We start from the raw sequence: 20,529 nt of genomic DNA on the forward strand, positions 1-20,529 counted from the left end.
TTCGATGCGATTGGCGCAAGCGCTGATGGTGCTGCTGGCCTGCCCGACAATTGGCATGGCGCGTGAAGTGGGCGAGGTCGACACCGTCTTCAAGTGGCTCGGGCCGAACCACAAGATTGTGGTGGAGGCGTTCGATGATCCTAAAGTCGAGGGCGTGACCTGTTATCTGTCGAGGGCCAAGACTGGCGGGATCAAGGGTGGGCTCGGTCTGGCGGAAGACCGGGCCGAGGCATCGATTGCCTGCCGCCAGGTCGGGCCTATACGTATGAGTGACAAGCTCAAAGATGGTGAGGTTGTCTTCAAAGAGCGTACGTCTCTGGTTTTCAAGACCATGCAGGTGGTGCGCTTTTTCGATGAGGCGCGCAATACCCTCGTCTATCTGGTGTATAGCGACCGCGTGATCGAAGGCAGTCCGCAGAATGCAGTGACGGCTATTCCAGTCCTGCCATGGGCGCAGCCGTAGTCGGCGGCGGCTGTGCTCATTGAACTTGTCATTCGCATCGGCAAATTGCAGGCATAAAAAAACCGGCCCAAGGCCGGTTTTTTCAAGAACGTGCAGCTCAGGCAGCAACAGCACCGAGGGCCTTGATATGGCCGTTCAGGCGGCTCTTGTGACGAGCGGCTTTGTTCTTGTGGATGATGCCTTTGTCGGCCATGCGGTCGATTACAGGCACGGCTGCGGTGTAAGCAGTACGAGCTTTATCCAGATCTTTTGCGTCGATGGCTTTGACCACATTCTTGATGTAGGTACGAACCATGGAGCGCAAGCTGGCGTTGTGGCTGCGACGCTTCTCAGCCTGAATTGCGCGTTTTTTGGCGGAAGGGCTGTTGGCCACCGTCGAACTCCTCGAAAACGTGGGATTACAAAGCAAATAAGGCCGCGAATCATGCCGAAGCGGCGCGGGCTTGTCAAGCCTGCTTGTAGATTGATGATGCTGGCCGGACAGATGGGCTGCCGCTAAACTCGCGGCCTCTTTATCTGTCGTAACTGCCCGCCGATTCCGTTGGCCAGTGCCTGACCGGAACCTCTGCAGCAACTTCTAGGAAAACAAATGTCCGAGACATCCGGTAAAGGCGGATTGTTGCGCTCCAGCGCGGTGGTCAGCGTCATGACGCTGCTGTCCCGCGTGCTGGGAATGGTACGCGATATGGTGGTGGCGAGCTACTTCGGCTCCGGCGCGTCGGCTGACGCCTTTTTCATTGCCTTCAAAATCCCTAACTTTCTGCGCCGCCTGTTTGCCGAAGGTGCCTTCGCCCAGGCGTTCGTGCCGGTGCTGTCGGAGTATCGAACCAAGCGAACATTGATCGAGGTAAAACTGCTTGTCGACCGCACGGCCGGCATGCTTGGGTTGATTCTGACGGGCATCACCGCCATTGGAGTGTTGGCTTCACCTTATGTAGTGATGTTGTTTGCACCGGGCTTTCATGATGAGCCTGCAAAAATGCAGCTGGCTGGCGAGTTGCTGCGCATCACCTTCCCGTATCTGCTGTTGATTTCACTGACGGCTTTCACCTCCGGCGTACTGAATACCTATGGCCACTTCGCGGTGCCGGGCTTCACGCCGGTCCTGCTGAATGTCTGCATGATCACATCGGCGATTTTTCTTACGGCCTATTTCGATCAGCCGATCATGGCCCTGGCCTGGGGCGTGTTCATCGCTGGCTTCGCTCAGTTGGCCTTCCAGCTTCCCTATGTTGCCAAGCTGGGGTTGCTGCCGCGGCCGAGGGTTAAATTCGGTGACGAGGGCGTGCGACGGATCATGCTGCTGATGGTTCCCGCCCTATTCGGCGTGTCGGTCAGTCAGATCAATCTCCTGCTCGATACGGTGCTCGCTTCGTTTCTCCAGACTGGTAGTGTCTCGTGGCTCTACTATGCGGATCGGCTTTCGGAATTACCGCTCGGGGCGTTCGGCATCGCCATTGGTACAGTGATTCTTCCAAGTCTGTCGCGTCAGCATGCCGGCGATGACCCCAAGGCCTTTTCCAATACGCTCAACTGGGCGCTACGGATGGTGCTGCTGGTCGGGGTGCCTGCAGCGCTGGCCTTGGGCATTCTGGCTGAGCCGCTGATTGCCAGCCTGTTCTTTTACGGCGCGATGAGCGAGGAGGCGGTGGTGCAGTCGGCCAGTGCGCTCGAAGCCTATTCGCTGGGTGTGCTGGCCTTCATGCTGATCAAGGTGCTGGCGCCGGGCTTCTTTGCCCGGCAGGATTTGAAGACGCCAGTACGGGTCGCAATCATCTGCATGATCGCCAACATGGTGATGAATCTGATACTCATCTGGCCGCTCAAGCATGTCGGGCTGGCGCTGGCGACCTCGCTGTCATCGATGCTCAACGCCGGTCTGCTGTTCTGGGGGCTTTACCGGGTCGGCGTGTTCCAGCTGGCGCCGGGCTGGGGGCTGTTCCTGCTGCGTTTGGCCGGCGGTTGCGCCGCCATGGTGGCAACGGTTTGGTGGCTCAACGCGCCGTCGGTCGAGTGGTTCGCCTGGAGTTGGCAGCAGCGCGCATTACAGCTGGGGCTACTGGTGGCGGCTGGACTGGGCGCATTCGCGGCCGGGCTGGTGCTGCTCGGTTTACGGCCGCGCCATCTGCGTCATTGATCAGCAGTTCGCATACACCGCAAACCTGTCCGGGGCCGCCGGCTCATGCGTATAATCGACGACTTTTCAAGCAAGAAGTGCGGTATGCAGCTGGTTCGAGGTCTACATAACCTGCGGCCCCGGCATCGGGGCTGTGTCGCCACCATCGGCAATTTCGACGGAGTTCACCGGGGGCACCAAGCCATCCTGGCGCGTCTGCGCGAGCGGGCCGCTGAGCTCGGGTTGCCCAGCTGCGTGGTGATCTTCGAGCCACAGCCGCGGGAATACTTTGCTCCAGACAAGGCGCCCGCGCGGCTGACCCGGCTGCGTGAAAAGCTCCAGTTGCTGGATGAATATGGCGTCGATCTGGTGCTTTGTCTGGCTTTCAATCGCCGTTTACGCGAATTGAGTGCCGCTGAGTTCGTTCACGCGACGCTGGTCGAGGGCCTTGGCGTCCGGCACCTGGAGGTGGGCGATGACTTCCGTTTCGGTTGCGACCGAGCGGGAGATTTCAACTTTCTGCTGAAAGCTGGCGCCGCGGAAGCGTTCTCGGTTGAGGCCGCGACCACCATTGAAGTAGACGATGAGCGTGTCAGCAGCACGCGGCTGCGTCAGGTGCTCGCAGATGGCAATCTGGTACTGGCGCAGAAGCTGCTCGGTCGGCCGTTCAGCATCACCGGGCGGGTTATGCATGGGCAAGCGCTGGGGCGTCAGCTTGGTGCGCCGACGGCTAACATCCAGCTCAAGCGCAAGAGCACACCCCTTAGCGGCGTGTTCATGGTGAGCACAGAAGTCGACGGCGTGATGCAGCCGGCAGTGGCCAATATTGGCACTCGCCCGTCAGTCAAAAGCGACGGCCAGCCCCATCTGGAAGTGCACTTGCTCAATTATCAAGGCGACCTCTATGGTCGTCTGCTGCGCGTGATTTTTCACCACAAGCTGCGTGATGAGCAGCGCTTCGCCTCGCTGGAGGCGCTTAAGACGGCGATCGAAGCCGATATCGCCGCGGCTCGCGAATACTGGCGGGCTTCACCCTTTACCACGAGTCAGGACTGAAATGACCGATTACAAAGCGACCCTCAATCTGCCGTCCACGGCATTTCCGATGAAGGCCGGTCTGCCACAGCGCGAGCCGGAGATCCTGCAGCGCTGGAACAGCATTGATCTGTACGGAAAGCTGCGGCAAATCGGCGAGGGTCGCCCGAAGTTCGTTCTGCATGACGGCCCGCCATACGCCAACGGCAGCATTCACATCGGTCATGCGGTGAACAAAGTCATCAAGGATTTCATTGTTCGCTCCAAGACCCTGGCCGGGTTCGACGCGCCCTACGTGCCGGGTTGGGATTGCCATGGCCTGCCGATTGAGCACAAGGTCGAAATCACCTATGGCAAGAACCAGCCGGCCGACCTGACCCGCGAGCGCTGCCGGGCCTATGCCGGTGAGCAGATCGAGGGGCAGAAGTCCGACTTCATCCGTCTCGGCGTGCTCGGTGAGTGGGACAACCCGTACCGCACCATGGATTTCGCCAACGAGGCCGGCGAAGTCCGTGCGCTGGCAAAAATGGTCGAAGGCGGCTTCGTCTTCAAGGGTTTGAAACCAGTAAATTGGTGCTTCGATTGCGGCTCGGCGTTGGCCGAGGCGGAAGTCGAATATCAGGATAAGAAGTCCGATGCCATCGACGTTGCTTTTCAGGTCGAGGATGCCGACAAGCTAGCGGCTGCGTTTGGCGTGGGTGCACTGGCCAAACCGGCCAGCATTGTCATCTGGACCACCACGCCCTGGACCATTCCGGCTAACCAGGCGCTCAACGTACACCCTGACTTCGTCTATGCGTTGGTCGACACCGGCGACAAGCTGCTGGTGCTGGCCGAAGAGCTGGTCGAATCGTCCCTTCAGCGATACGAGCTGCAGGGCGAGATCATTGCTCGCTGCGAGGGCAAGGCGCTGGAACTCATCCGCTTCCGCCACCCGTTCTACGAGCGTTTCGCGCCGGTCTATCTGGCCGACTACGTGGAGACCGGTGCAGGTACAGGCATCGTCCATTCGGCCCCCGCTTACGGTGAAGACGACTTCCGTTCCTGCAAGCATTACGGCATGGAGAACGACGACATTCTCAGCCCGGTGCAGAGCCATGGCGTCTACGTCTCGGACCTGCCGTTCTTTGGCGGTCAGTTCATCTGGAAGGCCAACCCGGCAATCGTTGAGAAATTGCGCGAGGTCGGCGCGCTGCTCAAGCACGAGTCGATCCAGCACAGCTACATGCACTGCTGGCGGCACAAGACGCCGCTGATCTACCGCGCTACAGCGCAGTGGTTCGTCGGCATGGACAAGGTGGCACACGACGGCAGCTCGCTGCGCCGGCGCGCGCTGGATGCCATCGAGCAGACCGAGTTCGTCCCTGCCTGGGGCCAGGCGCGACTGCACGGCATGATCGCCGGGCGTCCGGACTGGTGCATCTCACGTCAGCGTACCTGGGGCGTGCCGATCCCGTTCTTCCTGCACAAGGAAAGCGGCGAGCTGCACCCGCGCACCGTCGAGCTGATGGAAGCTGTGGCGCAACGTATCGAGCAGGGCGGCATCGAGGCCTGGTCGAAGCTGGACGCCGTCGAACTACTGGGTGACGAAGCGGGGCAGTACGAGAAGATCAGCGACACCCTGGACGTCTGGTTCGATTCCGGCACCACGCATTGGCACGTGATGCGCGGCTCGCACCCGATGGGTCATGACCACGGTCCACGTGCTGATCTGTATCTGGAAGGCTCCGATCAGCACCGTGGCTGGTTCCATTCATCGCTTCTGACCGGTTCGGCCATCGACGGCCATGCGCCTTACAAGGGGCTGCTAACGCATGGTTTCGTGGTCGATGAGAACGGCCGCAAAATGTCTAAGTCACTGGGCAACGTTGTCGCGCCGCAGGAAGTTACGGATACCCTGGGCGCCGATATCCTGCGCCTGTGGGTCGCATCCACCGACTACTCCGGCGAAATGGCTGTATCCAAAGTGATCTTGCAGCGCAGCGCAGACTCCTATCGCCGTATCCGCAATACCGCGCGCTTCCTGCTTTCCAACCTCGACGGTTTCGACCCTGCGCAGCATCAGGTTCCGGCTGATCAGCTGATCGCGCTCGACCGCTGGGCCATCGACCGCGCTTTGCTGTTGCAGCGGGAAATCGAGGAGGCCTACGGCACCTACAAGTTCTGGAACGTCTACCAGAAAGTGCACAACTTCTGCGTGCAGGAGCTGGGCGGTTTCTACCTCGACATCATCAAGGACCGTCAGTACACCACCGGCGCTGACAGCCTGCCCCGACGCTCCTGCCAGACGGCGCTGTACCACATCGCCGAGGCGCTGGTGCGCTGGATCGCGCCGATCCTCTCGTTCACCGCTGATGAGATCTGGCAGTACCTTCCGGGCGAGCGCAACGAATCGGTGATGCTCAATACCTGGTATCAGGGCCTGGCCGAACTGCCTGCTGATGTAGAGCTGGGACGCGAATTCTGGGCCAAGGTCATGTCGGTCAAGGCTGCTGTGAACAAAGAACTGGAAACCCAGCGCGCCGCCAAGACGATCGGTGGCAACCTGCAGGCCGAGGTGGTGCTCTACGCGGAAGATGAGCTCGTGGCTGATCTCACCGAGCTGGGCAGCGAGCTGCGCTTCGTGCTGATCACCTCCGCGGTTACGGTCGCGCCTCTCGCTGCTGCGCCGGCCGATGCCGTGCAAAGCGAGCTCTCCGGTCTGAAACTGAGGATCAGCAAGACCGGCTACGTCAAATGCGGCCGGTGCTGGCATCATCTGCCCGACGTCGGGACTCATGCAGCGCATCCGGAAATCTGTGGTCGCTGCGTTGAGAACATCGAAGGCGCTGGCGAGGTTCGCCACTATGCGTGACCGGCAGTGCCCGAACCCGCCCGCGTCTTCGCATGATCGGCCCGTACTCGTAGGGTGGGCTTCAGCCCACCGTTGGCATCACGGGCCTGTTTTTTGTGGGCTAACGCGGAGCGCCACCAGGCCCACCCTATGGCGCCCCCGAAACCATGGGGCAGGCACAGCCTGCTTCCGTCTTTCGAGGAACGCAGCATGACCGCGCGGTTCGGCAAACTATCCTGGCTCTGGCTCAGTGTGTTGATCATCGCGTTCGATCAGGCGACCAAGCACTATTTCGAGGCCAACTTCAGCCTCTATCAGAAGGTCGAGGTGATCCCCGACTACTTCGCCTGGACCCTCGCCTATAACACGGGCGCAGCCTTCAGCTTTCTTGCCGATCATTCCGGATGGCAACGCTGGCTATTTGCGCTGATCGCCATCGGCGTCAGTGCCGTGCTGGTGGTCTGGATGAAGCGTCTGAAGCCCGGTGAAACCTGGCTAGCCGTTGCGCTTGCGCTGGTTCTGGGAGGTGCGCTCGGTAATCTCTATGATCGTATGGTGCTGGGCCATGTCGTGGACTTCATTCTGGTGCATTGGCAGAACCGCTGGTACTTCCCGGCATTCAACATTGCCGACAGCGCCATTACGATCGGCGCCGTGATGCTGGCGCTGGACATGTTCCGTAGCAGTAAAACGGGAGAAACGGCAAATGAGTGAACAACGCATCGGGCCGGACACGCAGGTCACTCTGCACTTCGCGCTCAGTCTGGAAAACGGCGAGCAGGTCGACACGACCTTCGATAAGCAACCGGCGACGTTCAAAGTGGGCGACGGCAATCTGCTTCCAGGTTTTGAGCAGCAGTTGTTCGGGCTCAAGGCGGGAGACAAGCGCACCTTCCAGATCGCGCCGGAGCAGGGGTTCGGGCAACATAACCAGCAAAATGTGCAAGTCATGCCGCGTAATCAGTTTGAAGGTATGGAGTTGTCCGAAGGGTTGCTGGTGATCTTCAACGACGCCGCCAAGACTGAGTTGCCGGGGGTCGTCAAAAACTTCGATGATCGCCAGGTAACCGTGGACTTTAATCATCCGCTGGCAGGCAAGGCGCTGACCTTCGACGTCGAGATATTCGAGGTCAAGCCGGTCTGAGCAACCTGCTCACGTAGATAGCTGCTTTTTTGTAGGCGCCAGATCGTAGGGTGGATCACGCTTCACCGATCCACCGCAGGCCGCAATGGTGGATGTAAAAGCGCCATCCACCCTACGGGTCATAATCTGCCCATCCATCACGCGTGCCGCGCGCACATTGAGATACCGCCATGCAAATCAAACTCGCCAATCCGCGCGGCTTTTGTGCCGGTGTCGACCGCGCCATCGAAATCGTCAACCGTGCCCTGGAAGTGTTCGGGCCGCCCATCTATGTGCGTCACGAAGTCGTGCACAACAAGTTCGTAGTCGAAGACCTGCGCGAGCGGGGTGCAATATTCGTCGATGAGCTGGATCAAGTGCCAGACGGCTTCATCGTTATCTTCAGCGCCCACGGCGTGTCCCAAGCCGTGCGGATGGAAGGGGAAAGGCGCGGCCTCAAGGTGTTCGACGCCACCTGCCCTTTGGTGACCAAGGTTCATCTTGAAGTGACCAAATACAGCCGTGAAGGGCGTGAGTGCATCCTCATCGGGCATGCAGGCCATCCCGAAGTCGAAGGCACCATGGGCCAGTACGACACCGCCAACGGCGGCTCGATCTACCTTGTCGAAGATGAAAAAGACGTGGCTGAGTTGCAGGTGCGCAACCCCGAGGCCCTAGCGTTCGTCACACAGACCACGCTGTCCATGGACGACACCAGCCGGGTGATCGACGCGCTACGTACTCGCTTCCCCAGCATCGGCGGCCCGCGCAAGGACGACATCTGCTACGCCACCCAGAATCGTCAGGACGCGGTCAAGCAGTTGGCCGGGGAGTGCGATGTGGTACTGGTGGTCGGCAGCCCCAACAGCTCCAATTCCAACCGCCTGCGCGAACTGGCTGAGCGCATGGATACCCCAGCGTATCTGATCGATGGAGCTGAAGACCTCAAGCGCGAATGGTTTGAGAACATTGAGCGCATCGGCATTACTGCTGGAGCCTCCGCCCCCGAGGTGCTGGTGCGGGGAGTAATCGAGCGGCTGAAGGACTGGGGCGCGACGGGGATGGATGAGCTGGATGGCCGCCCGGAGAACGTGACGTTTTCGATGCCGAAGGAGTTGCGGTTGAAGGCTCTATAGCTGTTGCCTATAGATTGCGATGTACCAGATAGCGTCTGCAACGAATCCCCGGTCGTGCCCAACCCCAGCTACCGAACTGGGGCCTCGCGATAGCGCTTTAGGAATAATCTGACAGAGCGGAGGCCGGAATTTGGCCTCCCTCCGCTATCCCTAGTTTTAGGCTACCGCCAGCATTCCGACCATGCTCTGGAGCCGGTATTGCCCTTAATTCCGACCGCATTCAACGTCAGATTTCCACACGCGGTGTCGCTGAATTGCTGGTCGGCGCTTAGAGTATAACCGCCGTCTCCGTCTTCAGCCCCAACAGTCAGGGTGTACTTGCCAGTATCGGACGTTACACCGCTGCTTGTTGATGAACGCAGGTTAAGCTTGGCAACATCAGCTGCATCTGTAATGTATCTATTGTTCTGGGCGAAGTAGCGCTCTTGTCGTGCCGCGGCCTCACTAAGCAGCGCTTGGCCTTCTGTGCGATTGCCGCGGAGCACGTACTCTTGATAGGAAGGATAGGCAATCGCCGCAAGAATTCCGATGATCGCCACAACAATCATGATCTCAATCAAGGTAAAACCGCTCTGGTCGCGCTTCATGGTCGGCACCTTTGGTACTGCGAATTTCCAGCTTTCATTCGTCATTCCTCTTCGACACGACGCCAGGTCTGGCGGCCTAGGCTGGCGGGGTCCGGGTAGATGTTTAGGCATTCCTGGCCCGTGCAATATTGATATGAGCTGTCGGAGTCTTGCGACAGAGTGCCACCCCCTTCGCCGTCCTGGCGGATCGCGGAGATAGGCTCGTCCATATCTGTGGTGGGCTTGTAGTCGAACGCTTGGTGAAATGTTCTGCCGCCGGTGAACGGGTTGATGGCGTAGGTCCAGTTGGTGGCGCCATCGCCGCAGGGGTCGTCGTTAGGCACTAGCGACTGGAAGAACACTGTGCGACCCAGTTGCGACATGTTTTCAACCACCATTTCACCGTCGCTTTGCTTCAGGTTTAGATACCAGCCATTCTGGGCGGCTGGCGAGCCCTCCGGGCCTGAATTCCAGCGCACGGAGTTATCACTAACCACGCGGCCTTGGCGAGTCGAACCATCAGCTTCGACGGTCGTCTGGGTTACGATCTCTTGTTCTTGTAGACTGCTGCGGTTGATGTTTGGATCGCTGGCCTCCTCGCCCAGAGTCTGCTTGTCCCAGATACCGTAGACGGTTTGCGCGAAATTCTTGTCGCCTGCCTTGTCGCCGGTTTCAAAGAATTTACCGGTGCCGAAAACGACTAAGTAGCCAAACCCTGTCGGGTGGCGGACCAGGCTGGGAGCGGAAGTAATAGGTTGGCGAATGTCGCCGTCATCATCCACCGCACTAAATAGCGGTTCGCCGCCAAAGGCTACCTCGAAGTCATTGATGACATTTTCGCCGTCGTCTTCGGTGGTGAAGGGCGCGCTGTCGCTGCGTCCATTGCGTAGCAGATCGAAACGCCAAACATTGCCCTGCAGGTCGCCAGCGTAGGCGTAGTCGGCAACGCCATCGGCGTTGTAGTCGCCAAGTTTTGGAGTGGACAGGCCGTTGGCTGTCCCGTCCAGGCCTTCCACCTCCAAGCTCTTGAGCAGGGTGCCTTCCATTGCGTCGACGATAAATAGCGCCGCCTTGCCATTAGTGTTATTGGCGCTCTCATAACCATTGCCGAACACCACGGTCCATTCCCCGGTGTGCAGACGGGCAACGGTGGGTTGCGAGAAGCTGTAGCCCATTTTGACTTCGGCGTCGTCGGGCAGGCTGTTGTCGTCGAATTCCCAAAGCAGCTTCTCGCTACCTGGGCTGGTGATATCTAGGGCAAATATCGACCTACCGCCGGCTTTAAGTGTGCCGACCAGAATGGTGCGCCATTCGGTACCGTTGAATACGTCAGCCACAACTGGGGTGCCTTCGACGTAGAACTCATGGCTATAGTTGGAGCCGGTCAACTTGTTCAATTTAGGAAAGACGGCACTGGGGATGAACGCGAACTCCTCGACGCCGGTCTGGGCGTTGAACCCATGAAGCATGCCGTCGTTGCCGCCGACATAAAGACGCGAAGGGCGCCCGGCAATGTCTTCGGCGAAAGTTGAGTAGGCGTTATTACCTTCGAGTTTGTTAGTGAAATTGATCAAGTAGCGTGGGCCGGATACGACGGCTGGGCTGGACGAATAGAAATCGCCCAGCAGTCCGCTGCGTTGGCGGAAGGTCGTTCCTTCGCCGTTGCGATTGCCTCGCAAATACTGTAAGCGCTGCTCGCCTAGGGCATCGGCAGAGTTACCGTTTTCCGGGTCGCGGCTGAGCAGCTTGGCCAGCGTGCCGGTGGTATTGGATGCGCCTGCATTGTCCCAGCTGAAATCCACCAATCCGCTGTTGGTGTCGCCGGCAATTTTGATCGTGCGGGTTTGCCAGCCTGGCACTTGGCTTTTGGCGCTCCATATCTCTCTGGTTTCAAACGTGCCGCTTTCGGAATCCCAGGCCTTCTCGAAGCGTTTGACATCTCCGGACCAGTTGTCGTCACTGGCGTAGGACGTCTGGTACGAAACGGTCTTGACCGTGCCGTTGTTATTTTCGTCCGCACTGATCTGACCGGAATTGATGGCTGGTCGGGCTGCGGTGGCCTTGCGATCGGCAATGCGCGAAAGAATGTCATCGAAGGCCTGGACCATGGTTTCTGGGCTGTCAACGCTGAAAAATTCGCCGCGCGAGTTAATCGCGGCATGCCAGAGATCATAGACGTTGTTGTTGCCTCCATCGGAACTAGCTGCAGGCCAAGTGGCGGTGCCGGCTACCAGTGACTCGTAACCGAATCCTCTATGTGTGCTCCCCTCCCAAGGAATGTCGGAGCGATCCATGGCTTCGGTGAGGCCCAGACCCATCATGAAATTGGTCATATGTTGCCAGGTGGCTGGATCGTTGCGTGGGTCCCAATAATCGGTTGTGGAATCACCGCTTTTGAATGGGAGGAAAGGTGGCAATTCATCATCGAGGTTCGGGTTCAGGTCGGTGGCCCAATAGTGCATGGCCAAGTCGGCTAGCGTGTTGCTCTGGCTGTCATGATACGGCGTCTGGCTGGTGTAGCTGCGTTGGCCATCGGGTAAGTTGAATTTGGCAGCGTCATGACGAAAGCTGCCAGGTGCGCTGACCGATTCGTTCCATAGGCCGTCGGTCATCATGATGTGGTAGCTGGCGCGGCAAGCGTAGGTATTCTGCGTCGTGTTATCGGTGCCGTTAGGGTTCTTCTGCCACGGAGTTGTGGTTGTGAAGAACTCGCCCGCGCGCTTCATGGCCGCTGGCAAATAGGTGCTCTGGTTGAAATTAATATTTTGTAGCCAAGCGTACAGCTGACCTTTATGTTCGGGAGAGTAAGCCTTGAAGGCATTATCCCTGCAGTTGCTGTCGGTACCGTCGAATTTGGTGCACCGCCCCAGACCCTGCCAACTAAGGCGTATGGCAGGAGAAAGATCATAGAAGGCAAGAGCTGCAGCGGAGACGGTAGCTAGGGCGCGATTGCGATAGAAGGAATACCAATTCGCGAAGTTTTGCTGTTCGTCGTTGTCGACGAACTTGAGAGTGTAGCAATCGTCCTCGTCAAGTTTGCAGTTCGCGTCTTTGGCTGAGTTGTAGACGTAGTAGTAAGCCGGTACTCCACTACGGGTCCAGCTACCGGTATAGCGACCAGTATTATTGCTGTACGTACAGTCTCCGTCCGCCCAGCCATCGGTGCTCGCTGTACAGCCTCTCCCCGAGTTATTCCGGCGGATAGTTATGATTTCACCGGCGTCGGTTTCGCAGGTTTTTTCCTGTCGATTGCTAAGATTAGTGACGGAGCATGAAAAGTCGCTGGATGGGTTTTCCGCCAGTCGATTGCTCGTGCTGCTATAGCCATAGCTGGTGGGCAAGTTCTCTTCCAGCACATATGTCCAAGATACTTTGTAATCATCGGACAGATCTAGATTGCCGCGAGCGCTGTTGTAACCATTGACCAGCGCTGAGGTAAAACTAGTAGAAAGCTGATTCTCTTCGCCTGACGCATCGAAGGTGATCGGCGCCCTGTAATTTGCTTCAGGGTTGTAATAAATCGGGTTAAATGTGCTCGACTTGGCGCGACGTGTTGCCGAGTATCCATTCTTATTATCCGGAGCGAAGGCCCAGCGCATGCTGCCCGAGTCGTCGAGCGTCAGTAGCATATTAGGAGGTACGCCAACCGTCAGGCTAAGGGGGCTCTGTGATACGGTCGCATAGGCGTTGGCGGAATTGAGCAAAACTACGCCCAAGGCCGCATATGACAGCATCTTGACGCGAGAATGGATGCGAAAACGAAGCATATTGGCGGCTCTCAATTGTTAAGGCCAAGGTAGATATTGGCGTGTGTCGACTGCAAATACAGGGCATCGGCAGCTTTGCCATTGTTGAGGTAGAAATAGGTACCTTGGCCTTCCGCGACCATGCCGTACTCAGCGTTGACTGCCGCGTTTCCGGTTTCCACTGCCAGGATGCTGTGCCAAGCCGCATCGTATTGAGTGTTAGCTTCGGTTTCAGCTGTCGGATCGGTACCGCGATAGGGCATCCAAATATTGGAGGATGCTTCGAGAAAATCTCCGTCGATCGACTCGGGCTGATCGACGAAGGCCAGCAGATGGTCGGTTTTGATCGCGAGCAGGCAGGGCTTGTTGAGGCCGGTGGTTTTCAGTGTGTTCGATACGGCGCAATTGTCTGCCTGGGCTTCGAGCTTTTCGACCAGATTTCCCGGGCCGTAAAAGCGGAACTCAGCTTCGCGTAACGCAGCGTCGGCAACGCTCTTGAGTTGCATGTCGTGAGCGCGGCTTGCGGTAATACGTGATTCGAGGGTAACGCCGCGCATGCTGCTAACCGCCAGAAGAGTCAGCACCAGCAGCATGACGAGGGAAACGAGCAATACCGCTCCCTTTTGGGTTTTACGAAAGGGTGGGGTCATGGCATGAGATTCCTGAGGGTCTGGCTGCTACCTGCAATCTGATAGATACGCTTGCTGTCTGCCTCCTGTAGTCTGGCTTTGGCCTCGGCCGAGGCCTCGTTCAACCAGTCAGAGAAGACCTTGGAATCATCGCTGTCGCGCTGACCCGTGCGGCTGGCGAGCAACAAGGCATATCGCACGCTGCGGATCGCACCGCTGGATGGGATCCAGTCCGCCTGAGGAATAAAAGTGGTGACTTCCTTGTTCAGTACATCTGTGTTGCCTACACCGAAATCCAAGCGAACATCGGCGATTCCGCGAAGCAGTTCGCCATATTGTGGGCTGGTGGCATTTAGGTTTTTGCACAGCAGCCGGCCATTCTGCAGCTCGCCACCAGTGCTGGGTTCGTACTTGAGCGCCAGCACTGTCAGCTCGTTCTCATCAGGGGGATCCGAGGGAAAGGCTTCGTCATATTCGACGGAGCTGGCGGCGCCCTGGCAGTCCAGCTCTCCGCTGGCCTGCGGCTGATAACGAACGCAGAAGCCGGTGCCGCCACCGTCGGGATCATTGGGATTAAGCCCGGTAATGGCATGACCTGTGTCGAAGGCTAGGCATCCGCCTGCGGCTGGCTGCTCGGGAAAGATCGTTTCCAGCAACATCGATGGGTTCCGCCGATAGCCCGCCTTGCCTAGGTACTCGCCGATCATCAGCGCAGCGAAGCGGCTGTTCTCTAAATTGCCGGCTTGGTTCTGTTGAAAGACGTAATTGCGCTTGTTGTCGATATAGACCTGGGTAATCCCGAGCATCAAAAAGCTGCTGATGGCGAGCGCAATCAATAGCTCAATCATCGATAGGCCAAATTGGCGTTTCATGTTGTTCATGGCTCTATCCGAAGGGTGTAAGTACAAACGGTAGCGTCCGAGTCGCTTGCATCCAGACAGGCGCCTTCTCGAACTTGCCAGGCCAGGCGGACTTCAATCATCGAACCCTGGTTATCGCAGTCACCGGGAGCAGAACTGCGGCAGATATATACGTGGCTGTCGAACAGATCCGCACCACCAGGCAGTAAAGCCTCGACTCTGTCAGCCCAACAATCGCGTAGTTCCTGCGCCGTTGCGGCGATCTGGGTCGGGCTCGCCACGCAGGCGGCGCGCTCTGTGAAGTCTTCGCCTTCATCCTTGAAGAACAAAGAGCTGGTTTTCATTCCGCTGTTCACCGGGAAGCGCGGGGGCACCATGTCAAAGAGCTCATTGGGGTTGGTTCGCATGATCTCGATCAGGTCGCCTGCCAACATAACTGCAGTGTTGCGCTGCACGGAATCTTGGGTGTACTGGATGCTGCGTCCTTGTAAGGCCACCATGCCGAGTACTCCGATGGTGGTCAGCAGCAATGCCACAAGCACTTCGATCAGGCTGAAGCCTTTGTTGGTCGTCATCGCGTTCCTCATGGGGTGCAACTGGCGAGGTTGGTGCCAGTGGCGTCTTGCTTGCCGCGTGGATAGAGAAGGGTGCCGCCGCTGGGCTGTACTTCGAGCAGATAACCGGTGCTAGGGTCGTCATCGCGACAGAGAGTGAATTTAGCTGCCGTAGCGGTGCCGTTGGGGCGATAGAGCAGTTTGTCGTCGTGCAGGGCTGTGCTGAGGATTTCCACCTGTTCGGGGTTGTGCTCCATGATGCGCTCGACATCATCGCCGCCAGTTTCGCGGATTTCCCAGGGTGCGTTGTTCTTTGTCTGAATTTCATAAGCGGCGTGGTTGACGACTGCTTGCCCTCGTGCGTGCTGCAGAAAGGCAACCAATTCATCTGCCTTACTTTGCAGTTGGTTGTTGCGGATTAGCATGCTGAAGTTGGGGACGGCGATGGCCGCGAATATGCTCAAAAGCACCAAGGTGATCATCAGCTCGACCAGAGTAAATCCGTGCATGTCGGTTCGGCGTGACATGGTGTGCTCCATGGAAAACGTGAGCGGATGATGCAAACGTGCTTGTGCCTTGTCCCGGAGGTAAGGATGGTTGGCATGTTTGCAGGGATGAACGGTCGGATTATCCGTTTTGCCCGCGGCGGACGGTGTGATCCACACCAAGGTTCGCACCACCACTTGAGACGCGGGTCTAGGAACTGCACAGGTCTGCGCTGCCGCTGTTCTCGGCTGGGGTGCCGTGGCGCAGCCGCCCTTGACGGTTGAGGATCAATTGCCAAGCCACTTGTTGTTTGTGGCACTGGTAGAAACGTCCATTGCCGGTAGGGCTGGAGCCGTTGTCACGATAGCGGATGCTCTGCTGGAAACCGCTCCAGCGCAGGTCGTCATGGGTGGGGAGTTGGGTGAGCTGTAGTATTTGATTATCTGATGTGCGAACGAGCCAGCCGCTGACCCAATTGGCCGAGCAGGTTTGGCCATTGCTGCTGCCGCATATCTCAATTGTGCGGCGCCGCAGGACCGCCTCGGCGCGGGCATTATTCAGGATGGATTCAACCTGCTCCATGAGCGTTTGCTGACGACTGCGGGCGATCAGACCATCGAAGGCCGGCAAGGCAATGTTCGCGGCGATAGCTAGTAGCACTAGGGTGATCAGTAATTCGATGAGCGTGAAGCCTTGTTCTCTGTTCGACATGGTGCGGTTCCTTTGCACGTATCATGTGCCGCCTTCCTGGCGACCCCGTCTAGCTTCGACCGACCCGAGTCGGCGAAGAGAGCTTTTAGACCAACACGGCAGCCAGTCCAAGGATCGGAAGCTAAAAATGTGAACCAGCGTGTCGGAGGAGAGCTTGGAACAAAGATTGATCATCGTCGGCGGGGGCGTCATCGGGCTGCTTTCGGCCTACCTACTGGCGAGCGCAGGCCAGGAAGTCGTTTTGCTCGAATCAGGTGAGACGGGCACCGAAGCCTCCTGGGCTGGCGGCGGTATCGTTTCTCCGCTTTACCCGTGGCGCTACAGCCCGGCGGTGACGGCGCTGGCGCATTGGTCGCAGGCGTTCTATCCGCAGCTGGGGGGACGGCTGCTCGAGCAGACCGAGATCGATCCCGAGGTGTACGAGACCGGACTCTACTGGCTGGATTTGGAGGATGAAGACGAGGCGTTGGCCTGGGCTGAGCGTCAGGGGCGCGCTCTGGGACGAGTTCCGCTGGAGCAAGTGCACGCCGCAGTACCCGAGCTTGGCGAAGGATTTTCTCGGGCGATATTCATGCCGGGAGTCGCCAACGTGCGCAACCCGCAGCTTTTGCGCGCCCTGCGGGAAGCGCTCGCCAGGATGCTGAGCGTAAGGGTGATCGAGCACTGCCCGGTGACCGGCTTCGTTCGCGAAGGTGCGCGAGTCGTAGGCGTGCAGACCGCACAGGGCGAGATGCGAGCCGAGCGTGTAGTTGTCGCCGCGGGCGCTTGGAGCGGCAACTTGCTGGCGACCCTGGGGCTTGAGCTGCCGGTCAAACCGATGAAGGGACAGATGATTCTGTTCAAGTGCGCCGAAGACTTTCTGCCGAGCATGGTGCTGGCCAAGCGGCGCTATGCGATTCCTCGGCGAGACGGCCATATCCTGGTGGGCAGCACGCTTGAAGACGCAGGCTTTGACAAGACGCCGACCGAAGATGCGCTTGAAAGCCTCAGGGCCAGCGCTATCGAACTGCTACCGGCGCTGGCTGATGCGACCGTAATCAAGCACTGGGCCGGGTTGCGTCCGGCTTCACCCGAGGGCATTCCGTATATTGGGCCAGTACTGGGTCACGACGGCCTCTGGCTCAACTGCGGACACTTTCGTAACGGTCTGGTGCTGGCTCCGGCGTCCTGCCAGTTGCTCACGGATCTGATGCTGGGTCGGCCGCCCTGCATCGATCCCGAACCGTACGCCCCGGTCGGTCGGCTCTGATGTTTGCCCGGATTTGATAAGCGCTTCGGAATGATAGCGAGTCCCGCGGTTTAGTGGGGTTTTGTTGTTAAGGCGGGATGGTTTAACGAGCGGTAGTGTTCGAGCCGACTCCCTTGCCGGCCGCGGGTCAGTTTTCGCCGCGGGTCGCGCCTCTCACAAGGTATCGGTATGGACTTTGGCCAGCGGTGGGCGAGGCTTCTGGCTCGTCAGTGAGCTGAACCCAGCGCTTCGGTGTGGAGTGAGTCCACATTATTTGCCACAGTTCGTGTTTTTTCACAGGGCTCGGTATCCACGCGTTGCCCTTGTAGGAGGCCCGCCTCGGGGCGAGGCTTTTCAGCCTGTTCGCGGCAATGACGGTTCAGCGCTTCGAGTGAGCCGGTTTTGCTGTTAAATTGCTCGGCTTTGTGGCGCTCGGAATAGCCGCGCCGATTTCTTTGCTCAAGAGGTTCGTGTGGCCAAGAAAACCACCTCGTTGTCCGGCCTTGGTGGACTGGTGTTTTCCACCGATGCAGGGCGGCACTGCCCCGATTGCAGCCAGCCGCTGGACGCCTGTATCTGCAAGCAGTCGTTCATTCCGGAAGGTGACGGCATCGCTCGGGTCCGCCGGGAAAGCAAGGGCCGTGGCGGTAAGACCGTGACCACCATCGCTGGCGTACCGCTTGCCGAAGCTGAACTCAAGGAGCTGGCCAGTGCGCTCAAGCGTCGTTGCGGGACGGGCGGTGCGCTCAAGGATGGGATCATCGAAATTCAGGGCGATCATGTTCAGCTTCTTCTGGATGAACTGACCAAGCGTGGATTCAAGGCAAAAAAATCCGGCGGTTGAGGTCAGTACTTACCCCATCACATTTTTCGCTTACTTCTTGGCGTACCGGCTGTCCAAGCGCGATAGCCTTTCTGTCGTGTTCTAGGCTCGGCAGACAATTCATTTTCAGGAGGCTTAGATGCCCGTACGACGCACACGTAAAGACGACGGCAGCCAATGGACCGCAGCGGACAGCCGTAGCGTCTACGGCATTCGTCACTGGGGCGCCGGCTACTTTTCGATCAGCGACGGCGGCCATGTCGAGGTGCGCCCTCAGGGGCCTGCTGGCGAGGCCATCGAGTTCACAGGGCTGATCGAGCAATTGCGCGACGCGGGGCTGACCCTGCCTTTGTTGGTGCGCTTCCCAGACATCCTGCAGGACCGTGTGCGTCACCTGACCGGCGCGTTCGACGCCAACATCGAGCGCCTCGAGTACCAGAGCAAGTACACCGCGCTGTACCCGATCAAGGTCAATCAACAGGAAGCGGTGGTGGAAAACATCATCGCCACGAAGAACGTCGCCATTGGCCTGGAGGCCGGCTCCAAGCCTGAACTGATGGCGGTGCTGGCACTGGCGCCGAAGGGCGGCACCATCGTCTGCAACGGCTATAAGGATCGTGAATTCATCCGCCTGGCACTGATGGGGCAGAAGCTCGGGCATAACGTTTTCATCGTCATCGAGAAAATGTCCGAAGTGGGCATGGTCATCGAAGAAGCCGCGGAGCTGAAGATCCTTCCGCAGGTTGGACTACGTGTACGGCTGTCTTCCTTGGCGTCGAGCAAGTGGGCCGACACTGGTGGCGAGAAATCCAAGTTCGGCCTGTCTGCCGCGCAGCTGCTCACGGTCATCGAGCGCTTCCGCGCGGCCGGAGTGGAGCAGGGCGTGCGGCTGCTGCACTTCCACATGGGGTCGCAGATCGCCAATCTGGCTGACTACCGCGACGGCTTTCGTGAAGCCATCCGTTATTACGCCGAATTGCGCGCGCTCGGTTTGCCGGTTGATCACATCGATGTGGGCGGTGGACTGGGTGTTGACTACGACGGCACGCATTCGCGCAATGCCAGTTCGATCAACTACGACATCGATGAGTACGCCGGCACCGTGGTGGGCATGCTCAAGGAGTTCTGCGATCGCCAGGAGCTGCCGCACCCGCACATTTTCTCCGAGAGCGGCCGAGCCATGACTGCGCACCATGCGGTGCTGGTGATGCAGGTCACCGATTTCGAGCGCCACAACGACGAGGCGCCGACCATCGAGAATTACGACGAGTTGCCCGAAATCGTCCAGGCGCTGGCCGATCTGCTCGGCCCGACGGACCCGGAGATGGTTACCGAAACCTATTGGCGCGCCACCCACTATATGAGCGAGGCCGCCGCGCAATACGCATCGGGCAAGCTGTCGCTGGCGCAGAAAGCGCTGGCCGAACAAAGCTATTTCGCCATCTGCCGGCGCCTGTACAACCAGCTCAAGGCGCGCCAGCGCTCGCATCGCGCGGTGCTCGACGAACTCAACGACAAGCTCGCGGACAAATACATCTGCAATTTCTCGGTGTTCCAGAGCCTGCCGGATACCTGGGCGATCGACCAGATCCTGCCGATCGTGCCGCTGCAGCGCCTGACCGAAGAGCCGGTGCGTCGCGCCGTGCTGCAGGATCTGACCTGCGACTCCGACGGCAAGATCAAGCACTACGTCGACGAGCAGAGCATCGAGAACAGCATGCCTGTGCACGAGATTCAGGCGGGGGAGGAGTATTTCCTCGGCGTGTTCCTGGTGGGCGCCTACCAGGAGATCCTTGGCGACATGCATAACCTGTTCGGCGATACCGATTCGGTGAACGTCTACCAACGTGAGGACGGCAGCTTCTATCACGCCGGCATCGAAACGCACGACACCATCGAAGACATGTTGCGCTACGTGCACCTGTCACCCGAGGAGCTGATGACCTACTACCGCGATAAGGTGTCCAGTGCGCGGCTCAGCGCCAAAGAACGCACCCAATACATCGACGCGTTGCGGCTGGGCCTGACTCGCTCTTCATATCTCACGCCCTGATCGGGCGGCTTCGCCAGCAAGCGGATGGCGTTTCCAGCCGCAATGATCGTTCCCGCACGTGCGGGAGGTGCCAACGCTCTGCTCGCTGGATACGCGAGCGTCCTGCTGCGGGGCGTCTTGCAGGAGCGCGGGGTCCATCGTGCCTTCCGGTCGGGCAGACCCCGCGT

Annotated in this window: 18 protein-coding genes; 10 read left to right on the top strand and 8 right to left on the bottom strand. The window is 58.8% G+C overall.

The annotated features are described in order from the left end of the window. Nucleotides 1–4 precede the first annotated feature (4 nt). Nucleotides 5–463, top strand: a complete 459-nt coding sequence (locus CH92_RS03825) for a CreA family protein (protein WP_025240451.1) — start codon at nucleotides 5–7, stop codon at nucleotides 461–463. Between the two features lie 97 nt (nucleotides 464–560). Here the strand turns inward: CH92_RS03825 and rpsT are convergent, their stop codons facing one another. After that, nucleotides 561–836 carry a 30S ribosomal protein S20 gene (gene rpsT / locus CH92_RS03830; RefSeq protein WP_025240452.1) on the bottom strand — a complete coding sequence of 92 codons (276 nt, stop codon included), beginning with the start codon at nucleotides 834–836 and terminating at the stop codon, nucleotides 561–563. A gap of 216 nt (nucleotides 837–1,052) precedes the next feature. Between rpsT and murJ the strand changes: the two genes are divergently transcribed. From murJ to ispH, 6 genes are all read left to right on the top strand, one after another. Continuing rightward, on the top strand, nucleotides 1,053–2,600 hold the full coding sequence (murJ, locus tag CH92_RS03835) for a murein biosynthesis integral membrane protein MurJ (RefSeq protein WP_025240453.1): 1,548 nt from the start codon (nucleotides 1,053–1,055) through the stop codon (nucleotides 2,598–2,600). Between the two features lie 84 nt (nucleotides 2,601–2,684). Further along, nucleotides 2,685–3,635: a bifunctional riboflavin kinase/FAD synthetase gene (gene ribF, locus CH92_RS03840; RefSeq protein WP_025240454.1), complete on the top strand. Its 951-nt coding sequence runs from the start codon at nucleotides 2,685–2,687 to the stop codon at nucleotides 3,633–3,635. Nucleotide 3,636: 1 nt separating this feature from the next. Next, nucleotides 3,637–6,468, top strand: a complete 2,832-nt coding sequence (ileS, locus tag CH92_RS03845) for an isoleucine--tRNA ligase (protein WP_025240455.1) — start codon at nucleotides 3,637–3,639, stop codon at nucleotides 6,466–6,468. A 189-nt stretch (nucleotides 6,469–6,657) separates the two neighbouring features. Beyond that, nucleotides 6,658–7,161, top strand: coding sequence for a signal peptidase II (lspA, locus tag CH92_RS03850; protein ID WP_025240456.1), 504 nt, complete (start codon nucleotides 6,658–6,660; stop codon nucleotides 7,159–7,161). Beyond that, entirely contained in the window at nucleotides 7,154–7,591 is a 438-nt protein-coding gene (fkpB, locus tag CH92_RS03855) for an FKBP-type peptidyl-prolyl cis-trans isomerase (RefSeq protein WP_025240457.1), read from the top strand. Before lspA ends, fkpB begins: the two co-directional genes overlap by 8 nt. Nucleotides 7,592–7,761: 170 nt before the next feature. Beyond that, nucleotides 7,762–8,706 carry a 4-hydroxy-3-methylbut-2-enyl diphosphate reductase gene (gene ispH / locus CH92_RS03860; protein WP_025240458.1) on the top strand — a complete coding sequence of 315 codons (945 nt, stop codon included), beginning with the start codon at nucleotides 7,762–7,764 and terminating at the stop codon, nucleotides 8,704–8,706. Between the two features lie 161 nt (nucleotides 8,707–8,867). Here ispH and CH92_RS03865 read toward each other — a convergent pair whose 3' ends face one another. The 7 genes from CH92_RS03865 to CH92_RS03895 all read right to left on the bottom strand — a co-directional run bounded on the left by CH92_RS03865 (nucleotide 8,868) and on the right by CH92_RS03895 (nucleotide 16,258). Further along, nucleotides 8,868–9,293, bottom strand: coding sequence for a type IV pilin protein (locus CH92_RS03865; protein ID WP_025240459.1), 426 nt, complete (start codon nucleotides 9,291–9,293; stop codon nucleotides 8,868–8,870). Between the two features lie 41 nt (nucleotides 9,294–9,334). Beyond that, nucleotides 9,335–13,039 (bottom strand): pilus assembly protein, encoded by a 3,705-nt coding sequence (locus CH92_RS03870; protein WP_025240460.1) that lies wholly within the window; start codon nucleotides 13,037–13,039, stop codon nucleotides 9,335–9,337. Nucleotides 13,040–13,050: 11 nt separating this feature from the next. Further along, on the bottom strand, nucleotides 13,051–13,668 hold the full coding sequence (locus CH92_RS03875) for a PilX N-terminal domain-containing pilus assembly protein (protein ID WP_025240461.1): 618 nt from the start codon (nucleotides 13,666–13,668) through the stop codon (nucleotides 13,051–13,053). Then, complete coding sequence (locus tag CH92_RS03880) at nucleotides 13,665–14,528, bottom strand: prepilin-type N-terminal cleavage/methylation domain-containing protein (protein WP_025240462.1); 864 nt, start codon at nucleotides 14,526–14,528, stop codon at nucleotides 13,665–13,667. The genes CH92_RS03875 and CH92_RS03880 overlap by 4 nt, the downstream gene beginning before the upstream one ends. Continuing rightward, nucleotides 14,525–15,082 (bottom strand): type IV pilus modification protein PilV, encoded by a 558-nt coding sequence (gene pilV, locus CH92_RS03885; RefSeq protein WP_025240463.1) that lies wholly within the window; start codon nucleotides 15,080–15,082, stop codon nucleotides 14,525–14,527. The genes CH92_RS03880 and pilV overlap by 4 nt, the downstream gene beginning before the upstream one ends. Before the next feature lie 8 nt (nucleotides 15,083–15,090). Next, nucleotides 15,091–15,588, bottom strand: a complete 498-nt coding sequence (locus CH92_RS03890; RefSeq protein ID WP_025240464.1) for a GspH/FimT family pseudopilin — start codon at nucleotides 15,586–15,588, stop codon at nucleotides 15,091–15,093. Between the two features lie 169 nt (nucleotides 15,589–15,757). Next, nucleotides 15,758–16,258: a GspH/FimT family pseudopilin gene (locus tag CH92_RS03895; protein ID WP_025240465.1), complete on the bottom strand. Its 501-nt coding sequence runs from the start codon at nucleotides 16,256–16,258 to the stop codon at nucleotides 15,758–15,760. A 154-nt stretch (nucleotides 16,259–16,412) separates the two neighbouring features. Here CH92_RS03895 and thiO point away from each other — a divergent pair, with 154 nt between their 5' ends. The 3 genes from thiO (at nucleotide 16,413) to speA (ending at nucleotide 20,362) form a co-directional block, all read left to right on the top strand. Beyond that, complete coding sequence (gene thiO / locus CH92_RS03900; RefSeq protein WP_025240466.1) at nucleotides 16,413–17,507, top strand: glycine oxidase ThiO; 1,095 nt, start codon at nucleotides 16,413–16,415, stop codon at nucleotides 17,505–17,507. A gap of 451 nt (nucleotides 17,508–17,958) precedes the next feature. Further along, complete coding sequence (locus CH92_RS03905) at nucleotides 17,959–18,330, top strand: translation initiation factor Sui1 (RefSeq protein WP_025240467.1); 372 nt, start codon at nucleotides 17,959–17,961, stop codon at nucleotides 18,328–18,330. A gap of 118 nt (nucleotides 18,331–18,448) precedes the next feature. Beyond that, nucleotides 18,449–20,362 carry an arginine decarboxylase gene (gene speA, locus CH92_RS03910; protein WP_025240468.1) on the top strand — a complete coding sequence of 638 codons (1,914 nt, stop codon included), beginning with the start codon at nucleotides 18,449–18,451 and terminating at the stop codon, nucleotides 20,360–20,362. Nucleotides 20,363–20,529 lie beyond the last annotated feature (167 nt).

Source organism: Stutzerimonas stutzeri (assembly GCF_000590475.1).
Classification (GTDB): domain Bacteria; phylum Pseudomonadota; class Gammaproteobacteria; order Pseudomonadales; family Pseudomonadaceae; genus Stutzerimonas; species Stutzerimonas stutzeri_D.

Excerpts from the sequence above, each read along its gene's own strand:
- CH92_RS03825 (WP_025240451.1), top strand. The coding sequence starts at position 5 with ATGCGATTGGCGCAAGCGCTGATGGTGCTGCTGGCCTGCCCGACAATT.
- murJ (WP_025240453.1), top strand. The coding sequence starts at position 1,053 with ATGTCCGAGACATCCGGTAAAGGCGGATTGTTGCGCTCCAGCGCGGTG.
- ribF (WP_025240454.1), top strand. The coding sequence starts at position 2,685 with ATGCAGCTGGTTCGAGGTCTACATAACCTGCGGCCCCGGCATCGGGGC.
- ileS (WP_025240455.1), top strand. The coding sequence starts at position 3,637 with ATGACCGATTACAAAGCGACCCTCAATCTGCCGTCCACGGCATTTCCG.
- lspA (WP_025240456.1), top strand. The coding sequence starts at position 6,658 with ATGACCGCGCGGTTCGGCAAACTATCCTGGCTCTGGCTCAGTGTGTTG.
- fkpB (WP_025240457.1), top strand. The coding sequence starts at position 7,154 with ATGAGTGAACAACGCATCGGGCCGGACACGCAGGTCACTCTGCACTTC.
- ispH (WP_025240458.1), top strand. The coding sequence starts at position 7,762 with ATGCAAATCAAACTCGCCAATCCGCGCGGCTTTTGTGCCGGTGTCGAC.
- CH92_RS03865 (WP_025240459.1), bottom strand. The coding sequence starts at position 9,293 with ATGAAGCGCGACCAGAGCGGTTTTACCTTGATTGAGATCATGATTGTT.
- CH92_RS03870 (WP_025240460.1), bottom strand. The coding sequence starts at position 13,039 with ATGCTTCGTTTTCGCATCCATTCTCGCGTCAAGATGCTGTCATATGCG.
- CH92_RS03875 (WP_025240461.1), bottom strand. The coding sequence starts at position 13,668 with ATGACCCCACCCTTTCGTAAAACCCAAAAGGGAGCGGTATTGCTCGTT.
- CH92_RS03880 (WP_025240462.1), bottom strand. The coding sequence starts at position 14,528 with ATGAACAACATGAAACGCCAATTTGGCCTATCGATGATTGAGCTATTG.
- pilV (WP_025240463.1), bottom strand. The coding sequence starts at position 15,082 with ATGACGACCAACAAAGGCTTCAGCCTGATCGAAGTGCTTGTGGCATTG.
- CH92_RS03890 (WP_025240464.1), bottom strand. The coding sequence starts at position 15,588 with ATGTCACGCCGAACCGACATGCACGGATTTACTCTGGTCGAGCTGATG.
- CH92_RS03895 (WP_025240465.1), bottom strand. The coding sequence starts at position 16,258 with ATGTCGAACAGAGAACAAGGCTTCACGCTCATCGAATTACTGATCACC.
- speA (WP_025240468.1), top strand. The coding sequence starts at position 18,449 with ATGCCCGTACGACGCACACGTAAAGACGACGGCAGCCAATGGACCGCA.